The following is a 17191-nucleotide window of genomic DNA, read 5'->3' as shown; positions in this document are numbered from 1 at the left end:
GACCTTGTGTCAACCGCCCCGCATGTGCTCCACGAACGTGGCCAGGTGTCGGGCCAGATAGGCCCGGGTCTTCTCGTCCGTGACCACCCCGGCCTCGATCTTGGTGTGAGCCTGGCCCACCAGCATCTCGCTCAGCGGCCAGTATTGCGCCGAGACCTTGCGCAGCGACTGACGCAGGGCGTCCTGGGCCCGCACCGTGCCGGTCACGCCCGGCGAGGCGCCGATGATGCAGGCGGTCTTGCCCTGTAGCGCCGAGGGCGCGCCGCGCGAGGCCCAGTCGATGGCGTTCTTCAGCACGCCGGTCACCCCGCCGTTATATTCCGGGCAGGCCAGCAGCAGGGCGTCGGCGCCGCGCACGGCGTCCTTCCAGGCCGTGACCGGCGCGGGATCGCCCTGGTCCTCGACGTCCTGGTTGAACAGCGGCAGGTCGTGCAGGCGGAAGATCTCGATCGTCACCCCGTCCGGCGCCACCTCCTGGGCCGCGTGCAGCAGGGCGGTGTTGAACGAGGCGGCCCGCAGGCTGCCGGAAACGCCGAGCAGTTTCATCGAAGACTCCGATCGCGGTAGGGCAAGCAAGGTCAGGTCTTGGGCTGTAGCAGGTCCCAGCGGTTGCCGTAGAGGTCCTCGAACACCGCCACGCTGCCATAGGCCTCGTGGCGCGGCTCTTCGAGGAACCGCACGCCGGCGGCGGTCATCCGGGCGTGGTCGCCGGCGAAGTCGTCGGTGTGCAGGAACAGCCAGACCCGGCCGCCGCCCTGGTCGCCGACCCGCGCCGCCTGGCGATCGTCGGCCGCCTGGGCCAACAGGAACCGCGAGCCGCCGGGGCCGGGCGAGACGACGACCCAGCGCTTGCCGCCGCCCAGGTCGCTGTCCTCGACCAGGCTGAAGCCCAGCTTGCCGACATAGAAGGCCAGGGCCTGGTCATAGTCTTCGACGAGCAGCGACAGGAGGGCGAGGTGGCGGGCCATGGGGACTCACTGGGAAAGCGTCGAGCCTAGCTGTAGGCGATCCATCGGCCCAGGCCCGCGACGATCAGCCAGAGTCCCAGCGAACCGGCGGCCATGACGCGCCCGGCCGGCGGCGGGTCGACATCCCAGCGCGCCATCCGCCGTCGCCGGAGCCAGCGGAACGCCGCGGCGTTGGCCAGGGCCAGCGCGATCAGCGCCACCTTCCAGCGGAACACCGTCGAGGCGAACAGGGCGGTCGCGTCCGCGCTGAACATCACCGCCCCGCCCAGGCCGAGCAGGACCAGGCCGGCGATCGCCAGCGGGGTCAGCACGCGCGACAGGGTCGCGACGGGCAGGCTCCTGAACAGACCGGTCAACCGCAGGTCCAGCAGGCCGATGCCGCCGACCAGCAGCACCAGGCCTAGCAGGTGGACCAGGTTGGCGACCGGGTAGGCCAGGTCCGAACCGCGCGCCCACGCACCCAGGGGCGAGGCTTCCAGCGCGACGGCCAGGGCCTCCACCTAGCGCAGCTCGACCGTCTTGCCGTCGACGGTGATCCGCTCGATGCGCATCTCGGGAACGCCGTCCTTGCGCGGATAGCCCTCGATCGTCACCGGCTTGCCGCCGCCGATCATCGCCTCGGTCAGGCCCCGCGCCTCCATGCGGGCGACCGGCGCCAGCACCACGGCCCAGGTCTTGCCGTTGTAGTTGACCTTGGCCTCGCCATGCGGATTGCGCCAGGCGATCGACGTCAGCGGCGCGGTGATCTTGAGCGTCTTTCCGGCGTCGTAGCTGCTCCAGCCGTGGTGGGCGAGGGCCGCTCCGGGAACGAGCAAAATGGCCGCCGCCGCCGCGATCAAGTGTTTGTGGGACATCATGAGGCTCTCCATCGCCAGTGACCCGCCCGTGGGGATTTGACGGGAACGATCGGCGGTTTTCAACGGTTCCTGGCAGGAGGGACGCCATGATACCGGTGTCTTTGCAAATTGGCCGTCCGGAGAGTTCGTCATGTTCACGCGCCTGATGCTTGCCCCCGCCTTGGCGCTGGTCGCCTCCGCCGCCCTCGCCGGCGCGCCCGAAACCAAGATCACCACCGTCGCGGCCGCCGACCTGCCGCCGGCGGTGATCGCCGTCGTCAAGGCTGCCGCGCCGGGCCTGGTCATCAAGGAGGCCGAGCTGAAGGCGCGCGAGAACCGCCGCTATTTCGATGTCGAGGGCGTGCTGCCGGACGGGGCCGAGATCGAGTTCGATCTGCTGGAAAAGGACGGTCGCTGGGAGATCGTCGAGACCCAGCGCGACATCGCCTGGGTTTCGGCCCCGCAGGCCGTGCGCGACGCGGCGACCAAGGCCGCCCACGCCGTCGCGCCGGTCCGGGTCATCGAAAGCACCCAGAACAACGGCTTGGTGATCTACGAACTGTTCGCGGCGGGCCAACCCAAGACGCCGGCCCTGGAGGTCAGCTGGAAGAACGGCGTGGCCAAGGTGTTGGCCGAAGCCTGGCCGCACTGAGGGGAAGGGGGGCGGGGACAGGCGGGCGTCTATCCCCGTCGCGGCTGGAACGAAGTTCAGCAATCTCAACGCCGTACAAAATAATCAGCGTCACGATCGCTGGCGTACTCACAACCACGCCCATACTGATCGCTGTCTCCGTCGCGGANCCTTGGCGACGCCTCCGTCGACGACCTGCTGGCCGGCGCCCTGTCTATCCCCGTCGCGGCTGGAACGAAGTTCAGCAATCTCAACGCCGTACAAAATAATCAGCGTCACGATCGCTGGCGTACTCACAACCACGCCCATACTGATCGCTGTCTCCATCGCGGAGGAGGGCGCTTGGTACCGACCCGAAGCGGCGATGGAGATGGAACCGAGCGGGGCCGCCTGGCCTGGCGATCGGATCACGGCGGGCGGCGGGGCTCAGAAGGCTCCAAGGTCCGGCGCGGACGATGGCGGGACAGGCGGGTCGACGGGGTCGGGAGGTTCAAACCGGCCTGTTCCAGGATCTGTCGGAGTCGCCGACGGCCCCTTCCGGGCGACTTTGATCCTGCCCGTCCGAGGGGGAACGTCGACCGGGATGACAAACCGGCCTGTTCCAGGATCTGTCGGAGTCGCCGACGGCCCCTTCCGGGCGACTTTGATCCTGCCCGTCCGAGGGGGAACGTCGACCGGGATGAAACAAGCCCTCAGTCGCCGTCCCTCGAGAATAACGGTTTCGCGGAGCGGTCGGTCCACGCCGAAACGCAAACACAATACTCACGGTCTCCGGGCCTGGCCCGGCCGCTCCGCGCCTCCTCACATTCTCAGCGGGTTTCCGCGTGNAACGGTTTCGCGGAGCGGTCGGTCCACGCCGAAACGCAAACACAATACTCACGGTCTCCGGGCCTGGCCCGGCCGCTCCGCGCCTCCTCACATTCTCAGCGGGTTTCCGCGTGGGATCACACCCGCTTGCCCCCACCTGACCGCTTCGCGGTCTGTCAGCGGCGAGGGGGCGGAGTCGGCGGCACGGAACTCTTCCCCCTATGGGGGAAGACGATCGCGAAGCGATCCGTAGGGGGCAAGGGCGTGAGCCATTCAACCCAAAAGGAGCCCACCATGCCCAAGAGCGCTGTAACCGGGGGTTGCCCAAAGCTTGTGCATCGGTCACTTTCCCGGCCTTCTTTGAAAAGGCCCTGTCCATGCCGCGTTCCGCGGCCGCGCCGGCTTCCCCCTCCGGGAAGCCGCACGGCGTCATCGTCTCCGATCTCGTCGAACTGCTCCGCCTGGCGGGGCCGGTGGTGTTGTCGCGCCTGGGCATCATGGTCATGGGCCTGACCGACGCCATCGTGGTCGGCCACTATTCGGCGACGCAGCTGGGCTTCCACGCCATGGCCTGGGCCCCGACCTCGGTGTTCGTGACCATGACGGTCGGCCTGCTGGTCGGGGTGCAGGTCATGGCCTCGCGCGCCGTGGGGGCGGGCAAGCCGCACGAGACCGGGGCGGTGCTGCGGCGCGGCCTGTCCTATGCCCTGTGGCTGGGCGTGGCCGGCGCGGCCCTGCTGGCGGTCGCCGGACCGCCGCTGATGCATCACGCCGGCCTGGACAAGGCCCTGGCCAATGGGGCGACCGCGCCGCTGATCGTCTTTTCGCTGTCGCTGCCGATGTTCGCCCTGAGCGTGACCCTGAGCTTCTGGTTGGAGGGCCTGGGCCGGCCGGGCCTGGTGACCGTGGCCATGTGGATCGCCAACCTGATCAACTTGGCGGTCAACCTGCTGCTGGTGCCGGGGACCTTCGGCCTGCCGGCCCTGGGGGCGGTGGGCGCGGCCTGGTCGACCTTCGTGGCCCGCGCCGCCTTCGCCGTGATGCTGGCGGTGGTCATCGTGCGCCTGAAGGACGCCAGGACCATGGGCGTCTTCGACAAGCCGGCGTCCGACCTGGCCGCCGAGCGCGAGCAGCGCCGGGTCGGTTATGGGGCGGGCGGCTCGAACCTGTTCGAGGCCGGGGCCTTCGCCGGCATGAGCCTGGTGGCCGGCTGGCTGGGCGGCTATTCGGTGGCCGCCTGGGCGGTGGTGCTGAACGTGGTGGCGGTGATCTTCATGGTCCCGCTGGGCCTGTCGACCGCCACGGCGGTGCAGGTCGGCCGAGCCTATGGCGCGCGCGACACCAAGGGCATGAGCCGGGCCGGCTGGATCGCCTTCGGCGTCACCGCCGTCTTTGCATTGCTGGTCTCGGTGCTGCTGCTGCCGCTGCGCCATCTGGTGGCCGAGGCCTACACCAGCGACCCGGCCGCCTTGACCCTGATCGCGCCGGCCCTGGCGCTCAGCTGCCTGTTCCTGGTCCCCGACGCCGTGCAGGTGGTCTGCGCCCAGGCCCTGCGGGCCCGGGGCGAGGTGTGGATTCCGACCACGACCCACATGATCAGCTACGCCCTGATCATGGGACCCCTGGCCTGGTGGCTGGCCCTGCCGATGAAGCTGGGCGTGCAGGGCATCGTCTGGTCGGTGATCATCACCAGTTTCCTGGCCGCCGGCCTGCTGCTGGGGCGCTACCGGATGCTGGATCTGAAGGAACGATAGCCGAGCGGCGCCGTTTCCTCAGGTTGTATCGGGAGGGCGTTGATTTGAGCACGGTGGATCCGGCCGTCGAACGGCGACGCAAGGCGCTCGAGGAGAGCCGGCAAGAGCCGGGCGGCGGCGCGGGGCTGGGACTGTTCCTGGTCTTCGCGGCCTGGGCGTTGTTCGGCCTGGGGCTGGCCGACACCATCCGCTATCCGATGGGCCTGCTCTATCTGACGCCGGATCTGTATCCCGCCAACGTCGTGCCCGGCCTGTTCTGGGCGGTGTTCGTCGGTTCGATCGTCGGCTTTGTCCTGGATCTCGGGTTCGCGGCCGCCATGACCTCGCGTTTCGGGCTCGGCGCCGGGTTCTCGCTTCCGGCGGCCGTCACCCTGATCGGCTGCGCGGTGGGGTTCTGGCTGGGCGCGAGCCTGTTCTGGGTCGCCGCGCCCGAGCCCGGTGTCTTCGCGGCCGTCGCCAACGGCGGCGCCTCGTCTGTGGGCGGCGATTTCTGGGTCGGGTCGTCCGAAGGCTTCACGGACGCGACGCCGCCCGGCGAGCGGACGGGGCCGTGGGACGCCGGCGCCTGGATCGCCTGGACGTCGCGCTACTGGGCTCCGGCGCTGCTGGTCCTGATCGGCGCCGGCCTGGCTTGGATCGGCCGCAACCAGGCCAGGGCCGAGAGCCGCCGCAGGGCGCGGGCCAAGGCCGTGATCGAGACGGGGATCAAGACGCGCGGCCTGATCACCGAACTGCACGACACCGGGGTCGAAATCATGAATCAGCCGAGGCTCCGCGTCGTCGTCAAGTTCACCGACCACCAGGGCGTCGACCGCTGGGTGACCAAGACCGACAATTTCGACGCGGTCCAGTTGCCACGGGTCGGCGATCCCGTGGTCGTCTGGTTCGACCCGGCCAACCCGGGCGACGAGACCTCGATCCCGGTCGCGTTCGGCGCGGCGACCGTGGTGGAAGAAGCCTTGGCCGCGGAGGACCGGTAGGGGGCACGGTTGGGGACAGGCACATGTGCCTGTCCCCGCCAGCGGAGCGGCCTAGACGCCCGCCCCCAAAATCCAGCCCTCTTCGGTCTCAGCGTCCCGCACCACGTCGGCCGGCGCGTCCTTGGACGGCCCGAACAGCGCGGCCAACTTGCCCGCCTCGTCCAGCTTGGCGAAGTGCTCGGCCAGGGCCCGCACCTGGGCGGCGTCCTTGACCTCGCCGGCGGCCGGCGTCGCCTTGATCAGCGAGGGATAGACCTCGGCGATCACCACCTGGACGCCCTCGAGGTCGGCCTCGGCCAGGGCCTTGAAGCTGGTCTCGAACGGCCAGACGCGGGCGGCCTCGCCGCGCGCGTCCCTCAACCGGCGCGCGGCCGGAATGCCGACGATCGCCTGACCGCCGACCGAGCCGTTATAGTAGAGCTTCCAGATCGAGGCCGCTCCCCCCCCTTTTGAAGGATGGGCCGCCAGGTCTGCGTGGCGGAACTCCGGCAGGTCGCCTGGGCCGTGCTCGCGGGTCTTCTTGGGCTGCAGGGTCGTCAAGGTGTCCTTGGGCGGGCAGCCCCAGAACGGGAACGGGCCGCCGGTCAGCCGGCGGTTCAGCTCCGAGCCGACGCCGAAGCGGTTGTTGGTGTTGTCGGCCTTGTCCTTGACCATCTTGGCCAACTGGTCCCAGACCGCGCGCCAGGGATGCTCGCCCTTCAGCGACAGGGCGGCGGTGACGCCGCGCGGGAAGCCCAGTGGGAAGTCGAAACCGACCAGGGCCCGTTCGTTGCGCTTCTTCAGGTCGTCGAGGATCGCCGCCAGCTTGGTCTCGGCTTCCTGGCGGGTCGGCGGGTTGAAGCTTTCATAGGTCAGGCGAAAGCGCACGTCGCGCTTGACCACGCCGATCCACACGGAATCCGCCCCCGTCGTCGGCTTGGTGGCCGCGCTCCAGTCGACGATCACATAGGCGCTGAAGAGGCGCGACACGGCGGACGCTCCGTTAGGATTGAACGAAGCGCGCTTCTACTCCGGTCGAGCCGAGGCGGCCATATCCTTATGTAGAGGCCTGCGCATAAAGGCGTCAGGCCCCATAAGGCGCTTAGGCCGCGTTCCGTTCCGTCGCCGGTTCGGCGACCATGGCCGTGTGGCGCTGGCCGGGGAACCAGGCGGCCGGCGGCTCGCAGGCCGGGCCCAGGGCCGCGCGGACGATGGCCGGCGGGCGGCGCTCTTCCGGAGTCATGAACAGGCCGTTGGCCTTCAGCTTCAGGCCGGCGATCTTGTGGGCCCCCAGCATGGTCAGCGGCACGGCCAGGACCAGGCCGGCCAGGATCGGCAGGGTAGCGGTCAGCAGGTCCGGCGTGAACCAGAACATCACCGCCAGGGTCAGGCCGGTGATGCTGATCCAGCCCATGGCCTTGAAGGCCTCCTGGCTGGTGACCTTGTCGGCGTCGCGGCGCTGGGTGGCCCAGCCGCCGACCTTGCCGGCCAGGATCTCGACCAGGGCGCGGGTCTGGGTGAACATCAGCATCGGGGCGACCAGCGCCGAGAGCAGCATCTCGACGCCCAGGCCGGCCAGGATCCGGCGACGGCCGCCGAAGCCCTTGATCTCGTGCTTGCGCGAGAACACCAGGATCGAGCCCAGGATCTTGGGGCCGAACAGCAGCACGAAGGTGATGATCATCGCCCAGGCGGTGGCTTGGATCTCGCGCCAGTCGATCAGGGCGTGGGCCGCGGCCTGCAGGTCGGCCATGGTGAAGGCGGCCTTCTTCAACTCGGGCATCAGCATGCGCGAGATGATCCCCGACGACAGGGCCACGAACCACAGCGGCGACAGCACGTAGCTGAGCACGCCGATCACTAGGTGCAGACGGCTCATCCAGTGCAGGCCGGGCAGGCCGATCAGCGGCACGTGCTGCACGTTGCCCCGGCACCAGCGACGGTCACGGGTGGCGAAATCCAGCAGGTTGGAGGGGCTTTCCTCGTAGGAGCCACCCAGATAGGGAGCCAGGTGCACGCCCCAGCCGCCACGGCGCAGCAGGGCGCTTTCCAGGGCGTCGTGGCTCATCACCTCGCCGCCGAACGGCTTGGGGCCGTTCAGGCTGGGAAGGCCGCAGGTCTCGGCGAAGGCCTTGGTGCGGACGATGGCGTTGTGGCCCCAGAAGCTGCTTTCCGAGCCCGACCACCAGGCCAGGCCGGTCCAGGCGACGCGACCGTACAGGCGCGTGGCGAATTGCAGGGTGCGGGCGAAGACCGTCTGGCCGTTGATGATCATCGGCATGGTCTGGATCAGGCCGATGCGCGGATGACGCTCCATGGCGTCGGCCAGGCGGACCATGGCCTCGCCGGTCATCAGGCTGTCGGCGTCCAGCACCAGCATGTGCTCGTAGTCGCCGCCCCAGCGGGCCACCCAGTCGGCGATGTTGCCGGCCTTGCGGCCCGTGTTCTGGGTGCGCTTGCGATAGAAGACGTGGCTGCTGGCCTCGCGGCGGAAGCGGGCGAAGCAGGCCTGTTCTGCCAGGGCCACGGCGGCGTCGCGAGTGTCGCTGAGGATGAAGATGTCGAAGGCGCGGCTGTTGCCGGTCTCGGCCAGCGAGGCGTCCATGGCGCGCAGGCGGGCGAACACCTCGGCGGCGTCCTCGTTGTGCACGGGCATCAGGATGGCGGTGCGGGCCTTGGGCCGGGGCATCGGCAGGGTTTCGTCGATGCCGAGCGGATCCTTGGGCTTGCCCAGCAGCACCACGAAGCCGACCACGGCGGTGCAAAACCACAGGGCCAGGGCCAGGAACAGCGGGGCCAGCAGCACGATGCAGACGGCTTCCAGGCGCGTGACGCCGCCCAGGGCGATGGTGTCGAACGTGGCCTTCCAGCCGGCGAACGCCATGATCGCGGTGGCGACGAACACGCCCCAGCGGCGCAGGGTCATGTCGGTGTTGGCGGCGGTGTTGGATGGACGGGCGCCGCCCTGCCAGAAGGCCAGGGGTTGGACCGGCATGGCCAGGGGCGCGTCGGTCGGAATCTCGACCCGGTCGCTGACGGAGATCACCGTTTCATAGGCGACGCTCCGCGAGGAGGTCAGGTCGAAGAAGGCGCCGCGTTCGCTCATGGTCCATCGTCTCGGGCTGTCCGGCGCCGGGCCGGGCCTCTCCGCGGGGGACCGAGCGCGCGCAAGACCGGCTTACGGGACGTGCCGTTTCCGCTAGGATCGGGCGCGTTCTGCTGCTGGTTCTGCGTGTCTTCGGCAACCGACGTGGAGAGCCGTCGGTGTCGTGAATGTAAAACTTCGATCACGAATTCGCTACCACAATCGCCGCTCTTTTCGCACTTGCGGCGAAAAACCTTATAGAAGCGCCGTATCCGGAACGACCCGTCAGGCCTGAAAGTCATTCAAGTCCATGAAAATAAAGATTATTTTTTCAATCGCCGTGATCGGCGTTCTCGCGGCCTGCGGTCCTGGCCAGTCGGCGAAGACGCCGCCGAAGCCCGCTGAAACGGCTCAAACGCCGGTTCCAGCGGGTCCGGAATACGACTCGACGGGCGTGATCGCGGCGCTGGAAGGCCAACTGGTAACGCTCGATCACGAGGGCGCGAGCGGCGCTGGACTGGTCGCCGGCCGCACCGCGTTCCAGGGCTATGGCGACGTGCTGGCCGAGGCGCCGCTGACGGCCGGGACCCGCGTGGCGTTCAAGTTCCGCAAGGCCGGCGCGGGGTATGAGCTGACGGAATTGAAGGGGCGGTAGATCCTGGATTCAACCGGAACCCACCCTCTCTGGTGGTTGTCATCCCGGGCGCAGGACCGCGCGGCGGGCCGAAGACCCGGGACCCAGGGCACGCTGGTCCCTGAGTTCAGGGCCGCGCCAGGATCGCCTTGGAAACGATCTCGCGGAACCCGGCCATGCCGGCGTTCACCGGTTCGAACACCGCGTAGTCCACCGAGCAGGGGTCACCGCCCGAGAAGGGCGGCTGGGGATTGTACTGGATCGAGAGCTGGACCTGCCGGGTGGTCAGTTCGGCCAGGGCTGCCTTGTCCTTGCCCGGCGCCAGGTCGGAGACCAGGGTGTCCAGCAGGAACAGCGACTCGTCGATCGACGACGAGATGCCGCCGCCGGTGATGCGGTTGCGGTCGCGCACCCAGCGCGGGCAGCCGTTGACGACCTTGACCTTGGGAAACAGCTTCAGGCAGTCGATGAAGCCCCAGTGGGTGGTGGCCTGGTAGCCGTCCAGCAACCCGGCCGCGCCCAGCAGCAAGCCGCCAGTGCAGACTCCGGCCACGTAACGGGCGTGCTTGGCGGCCTTGCGCAGGAAGGCCAGCAGGGCCTGGTCGCCGATCGCCTTGTCCAGGCCGTCGCCGCCGCCGGGCACGAACAGCAGGTCGATCGGCGGGCAGTCACCGAAGTCATATTCCGGCAGCACCCGCAGCACGCCCGAGGTCGGCAGCGCCGCCTTGGTCTGGGCCACCGTCGCCACCTTGACGGTCCGGCCGATCACCGCGCCGTCGAAGAACCCGAACACCTCATGCGGGCCGGCCACGTCCAGGATGTCGAAGCCCGGATAGAGGACGATGCCCACGGTGAAGACGGGCGGCGGCTTGGCGGCGGCGGTCACGACTGGCTCACGGCGATGAACGAGGCGACCACGCCGGCCGGCTCGCCGTTGTGCGGCTTGGCCCGCACCACCGTGCCGACCAGGGACAGGACCTGGTCGACGCCGTCCGGCCAGGCGTAGCCGGGCCAGCAATGGTAGTCATATTCCCAGCCGGCGGTCGGTGTGCCGTCGCGGCCATAGCCGTTGATGACCAGGACGACAGGCTCGTCGGCCGAGGTCGCGATCTCGCCCTCGAGGTCCAGCACGTAGCCGCCGCCCATGTCGAGCGTGCCGGTCAGGGTCTCCGGCGTCGGCGTCTCGAAGCTGAAGACGCCTTCGCCGAAGATCAGGGCCAGCGCCTTGGCGGGATCGCCGTCGACCAGGGCGGGATCGTTGAGGTAGCTGCGATAGGTCCACAGGCCGGCGATCATGGCGGGCTCCTCTGCTGGGCTCAGTGCGACTCGATGACGATGCTGACCACCTGGGCGGTGGAGGTGGTGGCCCCGGAGGCGGCGAGACCATGGCTGTGCAGCATCGCCGGCCTGGGTCCGCCGGAGCCCAGCCTGGCGACCCTGATGCTCAGCGGCTGATTGGCCCGCAGCAGCTTCTGGCCATTCAGCGCCGCCAGCGGTTTCGACAGCGGCACCATGAAGGTCACCGGGCGCTGCACGACGTGGTTGCCGAACATCGACAGGGTGGTGACGAAGCCTGGCGACTTGGCGTCGAAGGCCTGGCCCTCGGGCGTGTTGATCAGCACCGCCAGGTCCTGGCCGTGCTCGAACGGCGACAGTTCGACGGTGATGGTGGCGAACAGCCGGGGCCCGTTCGGCTGGGCGGCCTGGGTCAGCAGGACGGTGGGCACGGCGACGTCGGCGGCCCCCAGGCTGGTCTTGCCCGCGACCTTCAGCGTGCCGGCGAACCGTTGCGGCGGGGCCGCCGCCACGGCCTTCAGCTTCTTGGTGGTGGGCGCGGCCGGCGGCACGACCTGTTCGCCCGAGCCGGGCTGGTAGTCGTAGTCGAACTCGCCGATCGTCGCGTAATAACCGGCCAATTGCTTCTGCGGCGGCAGCACCTGGCCCTTGGCGTCGGAGAAGAACACGAACGGTTCGGCTTGCCAGCGGCCCAGGTCGCCCTTGGGGTCGAGCGCGCTGGGATTGTTGTCGGGCAGGGTGGGATAGCCATAGCCCTGCTGCTTGCGCGTCCACACGTCCCACAGCCGGTCGATGTTGGAATGGTGCAGGAAGAACAGCGGATCGACCGGCGACAGGTTGGACTGCATGAAGCCGTCGCCATAGGTCGTCTGCCCGTTCGGGTCGGTCCAGATGCCGCCGGTGCAGTTGTGCACCTTGTTGTGCGGCTGGCCTTCCAGCACCCCGAAGCCGGTGATGCTGCCGTGATAGAAGGTCTTGGGGCTGGCGAAACCGATGAAGTCGCGCGGGGCCAGGGCGTTGTCCAGCATCCACGGCGAGACGGCGTTGTTGGTGATGTCGTCGAAGCCCGGCTTGGCCTGGGTCGAGCCGCGCGCGCTGCCCCGCGGGAAGAACATCGGCCCGCCCTTGGGTCCGATATCGAACAGCAGGTCGGCGGGGAAGCGCAGGCCCCGGATCAGAAGTTGGCCGTTCTGGGCCGGCGTCAGGCCGTTCCAGAACGTGTCGAGCACCGGGCCGAACTCGGCGTTGAACCGATCCAGGCTGGCGATATAGGCTGGGTCGTTGGGATTGAGCACCCCGTCGAACATCGCCGCCGGCACCTGCGGATTGGCGGTCCAGTCCCAGTAGGGGAAGGCGAAATCGGGATTGCCGCTGAGGTCGCGGCAGACCTGCTCGAACCAGCCGACATAGCCCCGGTGCCAGACCACGAACCACCAGTTGCCGTGCGGGCAGTCCATGGTGTGGGTCAGGGCGTGGCGATACCAGTTGCGCGGGTCGGCCGGCGGCAGGGCCAGCATGGCGGTGATCGCCGTCTTGTAGCTCTCCAGCATCTTGGCCCCCTCGGGGCTGGCGACGTTGTGGCGACGGTAGCGGGCCTGGGTCGCCGCCATCGCCCGGCCGCCGCCCAGAGCCGCGACGCTCGCCGCGGCGACGGCCCCGGCCAGCAGGGTCCGGCGTTGCACGCCGCCCGTTTCGAAGACGCTCTGGGTCATGCCCGGTTTCCCTCTTGCCGTCGATCTTGGGGTCGAGATGGAGAGGCCGGCGGGACCCTGGGCCCGGCCGGCCTCGAGGTCAGTGGTGGCCGTGGGCGACGCCGCCGGCCCCGTTGGGCAGGACGATCTCGACGTTCTGCATCATGCCCTGGTCCTCGTGGTCGAGGATGTGGCAGTGCAGCACGTACTCGCCGATGTAGCGCTCGTACCGGGTACGGGTGATCAGGGTGTAGGACATGTAGGGGCCGTTCTTGACCTTCTGCACGCTCTTGACCCACAGGGTGTCCTTCCAGACCCCCTTCAGGCCCGGATACTGCGGGTCGACCGTCCCGTCATAGCTGTCCACGGCCCCGGGGGCGCTGACGTCCTTGCCGTCCGGATCGAGGATGGCGACCACCTCGAACGGATTGACGTGGATGTGGAACGGGTGGCTGACGAAGTCGGACTTCAGCACCCATTCCTGGGCCTGGCCCAGCACCAGGGTGCGATCGATGCGGTCGGGCTTGTAGGGGCGGGGCGCATAGTCCTGCGAGCCGACCTCGAATGCTGTCGGCGTGGCCTTGACGTCGATGTTGAACGTCACTTCCTGCCGGGGCTTGCCGGCCACCTCGGCGTCGGTGACGGTCTGGTGCGGGACGAAGCGGGTCAGCTTCAGGCCGTCGCGCAGGTCGCCGATCACCTGGACGCGCACGGCGGCCGGCATCTGGGCCCGGGCGGCTTCGACCAGTTCGGCGGTGACGAAGGCAGGGATGTTGGCGATGTCCTGGCCCTTGGCCACCACCACCTTGCCCAGCAGCCGCGTACCGACGTCGTCGCCGTTGACCGTGGCGGACTTGGGCGTGGCGGCGTCGAGCATGCAGTAGTTGCCGGCCTTGGGGAACACCACCAGCAGGTCGTTGCGGTAGCCGGGCTGCAGGGTGACCGTGGTCGCTCGCTGGGCCTGGGCCATGGTCAGGCCGTCGCTGGCCACCACGTGGACCGGCACGGGCGCGCCGACGCAGTTGGCGGACCGGAAGGCGTCGCCGTCGACGGCGGCCAGGCTTTCCATGGCCTTCACCCCGGCGTCGGTCATCGGCACGAACTGCACCGAGAGGGTGTCGCGCACCCCGGCATGGATCAGTCGCCAGCGGGCCAGTTCGCCGGCCTTGGCCTTCAGCGTGGCCAGGACCTCGCCATTGATGCTGGTGTAGCGTCCCGACTGGCCCCAGCTGCCGGGCCCGAAGCCGTTGCCGTTCTTGTCTTCATAGGTCTCGATGACCCCGGTGTCGCCCTTGTCGCAGATCCAGGCGACGACCTTGGGCTTGCCGTCCGGGCCCATGACGGTCTTGACCTTGATGTTGCCGGCCGCGTCCAGGCAGGCGTACTGGATCTGCTGGAACACCAGCACCTCGTCGGGCATCGACCGGCCGCTCTTGAAGAGCAGGGTGTCGAGGTCGCCGTTGGCCGTCGGGGTCGGAAGCCGTTCGCCGCGGATGATCAGCGCCCCGGCCATGCCGCTGGACACCTGCAGCGCGGTCGAGCCGTGACGGTGGGTGTGGTACCAGAAGGTCCCGGCCGGATGGGTGCGCGGGATGTTGTATTCGTACTCGAACTGCACCCCCGGATTGATCGACAGCAGCACGTTGTCGCTGTTGCCCGTCGGGCTGACCCACAGGCCGTGCGAGTGCAGGTTCGTGCCGTTGAAGCAGTGCGGGCTGTTGACCGGCCCGCTGGTCACGCAGCTGGGGTCGGCCGGCAGCTGGTTGTCGAGATTGACCCGCACGGTGTCGCCTGGCCACGCCTGGATGGTCGGGGCCACATAGGGCGCGTCCGGCTTGACGTCAGTGCCGTTGTAGCTGCGCAGCCGGACCTTGTCGTAGCTCAGGGTGGCGGGGTTGTAGAGCCGGCCATCGGTATAGACGACGTTGAGGTCGAACGGCCGGTCGGCCGACTTGGCGGTGGTCGCCGCCGCGATCAGGTTGGGGACCGCCTTGGGTTGGCCGGCGTTCTCGGGCGATTCGACGCCGAGCAGGCGGGGGTTGCTGACCACCCGGTCCTGCGCCTGGGCGACGCCCAGGCCGAAGCCTAGCGCGGCGACCGCCGCCCCCAGCCGCCATCCCGCGCGGATCGCGGCCCGCGTCGCAAATCTGCCCATGATCGCCCCCTCGCACGCCCCATTCGAGCGTAGTGAAGGTATGCTACCTGAGCGTTCAATGGCGTCTACAATAAATTATTGGAGGTGCTCGGAGCAGGCGAGAGGACACACGCTCACTCCAAGGTTTCGGCCAAGTCCGCATAGGCCTTGCCGCGAGCGTGCGTCCCCCGTTTCAGTCCCGAGCGCTTAGGTCAGCTTGACCAGCATCTTGCCCAGGTTCTCGCCCTTGAAGAGCTTGATGAAGGCTTCGGGCGCGCGGTCGACGCCTTCCTCGATCGTCTCGTTCCACTTCATCTGGCCGGCGCCGATCCAGCCGGCCATGTCCTTGATGAACTGCGGCGCCAGGTCGTAGTGGTTGGAGACGATGAAGCCCTCCAGCCGCAGGCTCTTGCCGACCGCCTGGATGATGTTGGCCGGGCCGACCGGCTTTCCGGTCTCGTTGTACTGCGAGATCATCCCGCACAGGGCGAAGCGGGCGAACGGGCGGGCCGAGTTGATGGCGGCTTCCAGATGCACGCCGCCGACGTTCTCGAAATAGACGTCGATGCCCTTGGGCGCGACGCGCTCAAGCTCGGCGACCACGTCAGGGGTGGCCTTGTAGTCGATGACGTGATCGACGCCGATACTCTTGAGGAAGGCGACCTTTTCCGGTCCGCCGGCCGAGCCGATCACCGTGTGGCCCTTGTTCTTGGCGATCTGGCAGACGACCTGGCCCACGGCCCCGGCGGCGGCCGAGACGAACACCACGTCGCCGTCCTTGAGGGCGGCGATCCGCAGCAGGCCGGCATAGGCGGTCAGGCCCGGCATGCCGGCCACGCCCAGGAAGGTCTGGGGCGGCAGGCCATGGGTGTCGATCTTGGTGACCGCGCCCATGCCCGCCGCCGCCAGGGCCTTGGGCGAGACGTTGAACAGCTCGCGCCAGCCGAACATGGTGCTGACGATGTCGCCGGGCTTGAAGTCCGGATCGTTGGAGCCGACGACCTCGCCGATCGCGCCGCCCTGCAGCACCTTGCCCAGCTCGAACGGCGGCACATAGCTTTTGCGATCGGTCATCCGGCCGCGCATGTAGGGGTCGACCGACATCCACAGGTTCCGAACCTGGATCTCGCCGTCGCCGGGCGGGCGGACCTCGACGGTGGCCAACTCGAAGTCGGTGGTGGCCGGAACGCCCACCGGGCGGCTCTTCAGACGGATTTCACGCGAGGCGGTCATGGTCGTCGCTCCCTGGGGCTTTTTCGTTAAACGACTGTTTAACCCGCTCTCGCCTCCGCTTCCAAGCGCTTCCCGCATCCCGGCGAACCGGTTAGACACCGCCCCATGACCCAAGCTCCTCTCAAGGCGGGCGTCGTCGGCGCCGGCGTGTTCGGCGGCTATCACGCCAAGAAGTACGTGGACCTTCCCGACGTGACCCTGGTGGCGGTGTTCGACATCGACCTCGCACGGGCCAGGGCGCTGGCCGAGCCGCTGGGAGCGGAAGCTTTCGACGACCTCCCGGGTTTCCTGGCCGCCGTCGACGTGGTCACCGTCGCCACCCCCGCCGTGCACCACGCCCCGGCCGTGCTGGCGGCGCTGAAGGCCGGCAAGCCGGTCTATTCGGAAAAGCCCCTGGCCGTGACGCCGGAAGACGCCGACGCCCTGGTCGCCGAGGCCGCCAAGCGCAAGCTGCCCCTGGCCTGCGGTCACCAGGAGCGCGTGGTGTTCCAGGCCATGGGCCTGCTGGACATCCCTGAGCAGCCGCTGCGCCTGGAAGCCGTGCGGCGTGGCACGCCGTCGGACCGCAACCTCGACGTCTCGGTGGTGCTGGACCTGATGATCCACGACATCGACCTGGCCCTGGCGATCTGCGACGCCGAGCCGGTGACGGTGGAAGGCGAGGGGGCGATCACCCGCTCGACCTCGCTCGCCAATCCTTCGCTAGATTGGGTCAAGGCCGAGGCCACCTTCGACAACGGCTTCACTGCCGTGTTCGACAGCTCGCGCGTCGCCGAAGCCCGCGAGCGGACCATGAAGGTCGTCTATCCCTCAGGCGAGGTCGAGATCGACTTCCTCGCCCGCACCTTCCGCAACACCACCCCGTTCCCGCTGATCGAGGATTTCACCGAGACCCCGGCCGGCAAGGATCCTCTGGGCCAGAGCGTGGCCGGGTTCCTGGCGGCGGTGCGCGGGCAGGCGCCCCGTCCGGTGGTGACGGGCGAGGAGGCGGCGCGGGCGCTGGACCTGGGGCTGGCGGTAGAGCAGGCCTGCGGCTAGGGCGGGGTCGCCCCCTCCGGCCCTTCGGGCCACCTCGCCCAAGGGGGAGGATCTACGCGGCGCTAGATGCTCCCCCTCTGGGAGAGCAGTCGCGGAGCGATTGAGGGGGTTCTCTGCGCTGGCCT

Annotated in this window: 16 protein-coding genes; 5 read left to right on the top strand and 11 right to left on the bottom strand. The window is 68.8% G+C overall.

Annotation, left to right across the window (positions count from 1 at the left end):
- Window positions 1-9 precede the first annotated feature (9 nt).
- From ASD79_RS16120 to ASD79_RS16105, 4 genes are read right to left on the bottom strand one after another with little or no spacing between them, the layout of a single operon-like run.
- Window positions 10-546 (bottom strand): NADPH-dependent FMN reductase, encoded by a 537-nt coding sequence (locus ASD79_RS16120; RefSeq protein WP_056723414.1) that lies wholly within the window; start codon window positions 544-546, stop codon window positions 10-12.
- A gap of 32 nt (window positions 547-578) precedes the next feature.
- Window positions 579-968, bottom strand: a complete 390-nt coding sequence (locus ASD79_RS16115) for a VOC family protein (RefSeq protein WP_007675159.1) — start codon at window positions 966-968, stop codon at window positions 579-581.
- Window positions 969-994: 26 nt separating this feature from the next.
- Window positions 995-1468 carry a hypothetical protein gene (locus tag ASD79_RS16110; RefSeq protein ID WP_056723413.1) on the bottom strand — a complete coding sequence of 158 codons (474 nt, stop codon included), beginning with the start codon at window positions 1466-1468 and terminating at the stop codon, window positions 995-997.
- Window positions 1469-1825 (bottom strand): DUF6152 family protein, encoded by a 357-nt coding sequence (locus ASD79_RS16105; RefSeq protein WP_200952316.1) that lies wholly within the window; start codon window positions 1823-1825, stop codon window positions 1469-1471.
- 145 nt (window positions 1826-1970) lie between these two features.
- On the opposite strand from ASD79_RS16105, the gene ASD79_RS16100 reads away from it, so the two are divergent.
- The 3 genes from ASD79_RS16100 (at window position 1971) to ASD79_RS16090 (ending at window position 5976) form a co-directional block, all read left to right on the top strand.
- The gene (locus ASD79_RS16100; RefSeq protein WP_056724062.1) at window positions 1971-2456 is read left to right on the top strand and encodes a hypothetical protein; all 486 of its coding nucleotides are present in this window, start codon (window positions 1971-1973) and stop codon (window positions 2454-2456) included.
- Window positions 2457-3619: 1163 nt separating this feature from the next.
- Window positions 3620-4996: an MATE family efflux transporter gene (locus tag ASD79_RS16095; protein WP_056723411.1), complete on the top strand. Its 1377-nt coding sequence runs from the start codon at window positions 3620-3622 to the stop codon at window positions 4994-4996.
- Between the two features lie 53 nt (window positions 4997-5049).
- The gene (locus ASD79_RS16090) at window positions 5050-5976 is read left to right on the top strand and encodes a DUF3592 domain-containing protein (protein WP_368664870.1); all 927 of its coding nucleotides are present in this window, start codon (window positions 5050-5052) and stop codon (window positions 5974-5976) included.
- A gap of 51 nt (window positions 5977-6027) precedes the next feature.
- On the opposite strand, the gene ASD79_RS16085 is transcribed toward ASD79_RS16090, so the two are convergent.
- The gene (locus ASD79_RS16085) at window positions 6028-6945 is read right to left on the bottom strand and encodes a hypothetical protein (RefSeq protein WP_056723406.1); all 918 of its coding nucleotides are present in this window, start codon (window positions 6943-6945) and stop codon (window positions 6028-6030) included.
- Window positions 6946-7057: 112 nt separating this feature from the next.
- Window positions 7058-9061 (bottom strand): glucans biosynthesis glucosyltransferase MdoH, encoded by a 2004-nt coding sequence (mdoH, locus tag ASD79_RS16080; protein ID WP_056723404.1) that lies wholly within the window; start codon window positions 9059-9061, stop codon window positions 7058-7060.
- 319 nt (window positions 9062-9380) lie between these two features.
- Here mdoH and ASD79_RS16075 point away from each other — a divergent pair, with 319 nt between their 5' ends.
- Window positions 9381-9695, top strand: coding sequence for a copper-binding protein (locus ASD79_RS16075; protein ID WP_235524484.1), 315 nt, complete (start codon window positions 9381-9383; stop codon window positions 9693-9695).
- Between the two features lie 106 nt (window positions 9696-9801).
- Here ASD79_RS16075 and ASD79_RS16070 read toward each other — a convergent pair whose 3' ends face one another.
- The 5 genes from ASD79_RS16070 to ASD79_RS16050 all read right to left on the bottom strand — a co-directional run bounded on the left by ASD79_RS16070 (window position 9802) and on the right by ASD79_RS16050 (window position 16028).
- Window positions 9802-10560, bottom strand: coding sequence for a DJ-1/PfpI family protein (locus tag ASD79_RS16070; RefSeq protein WP_056723399.1), 759 nt, complete (start codon window positions 10558-10560; stop codon window positions 9802-9804).
- Complete coding sequence (locus tag ASD79_RS16065) at window positions 10557-10970, bottom strand: hypothetical protein (protein ID WP_056723398.1); 414 nt, start codon at window positions 10968-10970, stop codon at window positions 10557-10559. Before ASD79_RS16065 ends, ASD79_RS16070 begins: the two co-directional genes overlap by 4 nt.
- Before the next feature lie 20 nt (window positions 10971-10990).
- Window positions 10991-12682, bottom strand: coding sequence for a tyrosinase family protein (locus ASD79_RS16060; protein ID WP_056723396.1), 1692 nt, complete (start codon window positions 12680-12682; stop codon window positions 10991-10993).
- Between the two features lie 79 nt (window positions 12683-12761).
- Complete coding sequence (locus tag ASD79_RS16055) at window positions 12762-14816, bottom strand: multicopper oxidase family protein (RefSeq protein WP_056723394.1); 2055 nt, start codon at window positions 14814-14816, stop codon at window positions 12762-12764.
- 186 nt (window positions 14817-15002) lie between these two features.
- Window positions 15003-16028, bottom strand: a complete 1026-nt coding sequence (locus ASD79_RS16050; protein ID WP_056723392.1) for an NADP-dependent oxidoreductase — start codon at window positions 16026-16028, stop codon at window positions 15003-15005.
- 105 nt (window positions 16029-16133) lie between these two features.
- Between ASD79_RS16050 and ASD79_RS16045 the strand changes: the two genes are divergently transcribed.
- Window positions 16134-17066, top strand: a complete 933-nt coding sequence (locus ASD79_RS16045) for a Gfo/Idh/MocA family protein (protein WP_056723390.1) — start codon at window positions 16134-16136, stop codon at window positions 17064-17066.
- The last annotated feature ends 125 nt before the right edge of the window (window positions 17067-17191 follow it).

Source organism: Caulobacter sp. Root655, from assembly GCF_001427665.1.
Taxonomy (GTDB): Bacteria; Pseudomonadota; Alphaproteobacteria; order Caulobacterales; family Caulobacteraceae; genus Caulobacter.
The sequence above is the reverse complement of the archived record's forward strand: the minus strand, read 5'-3'. Positions and strand labels throughout refer to the sequence as shown.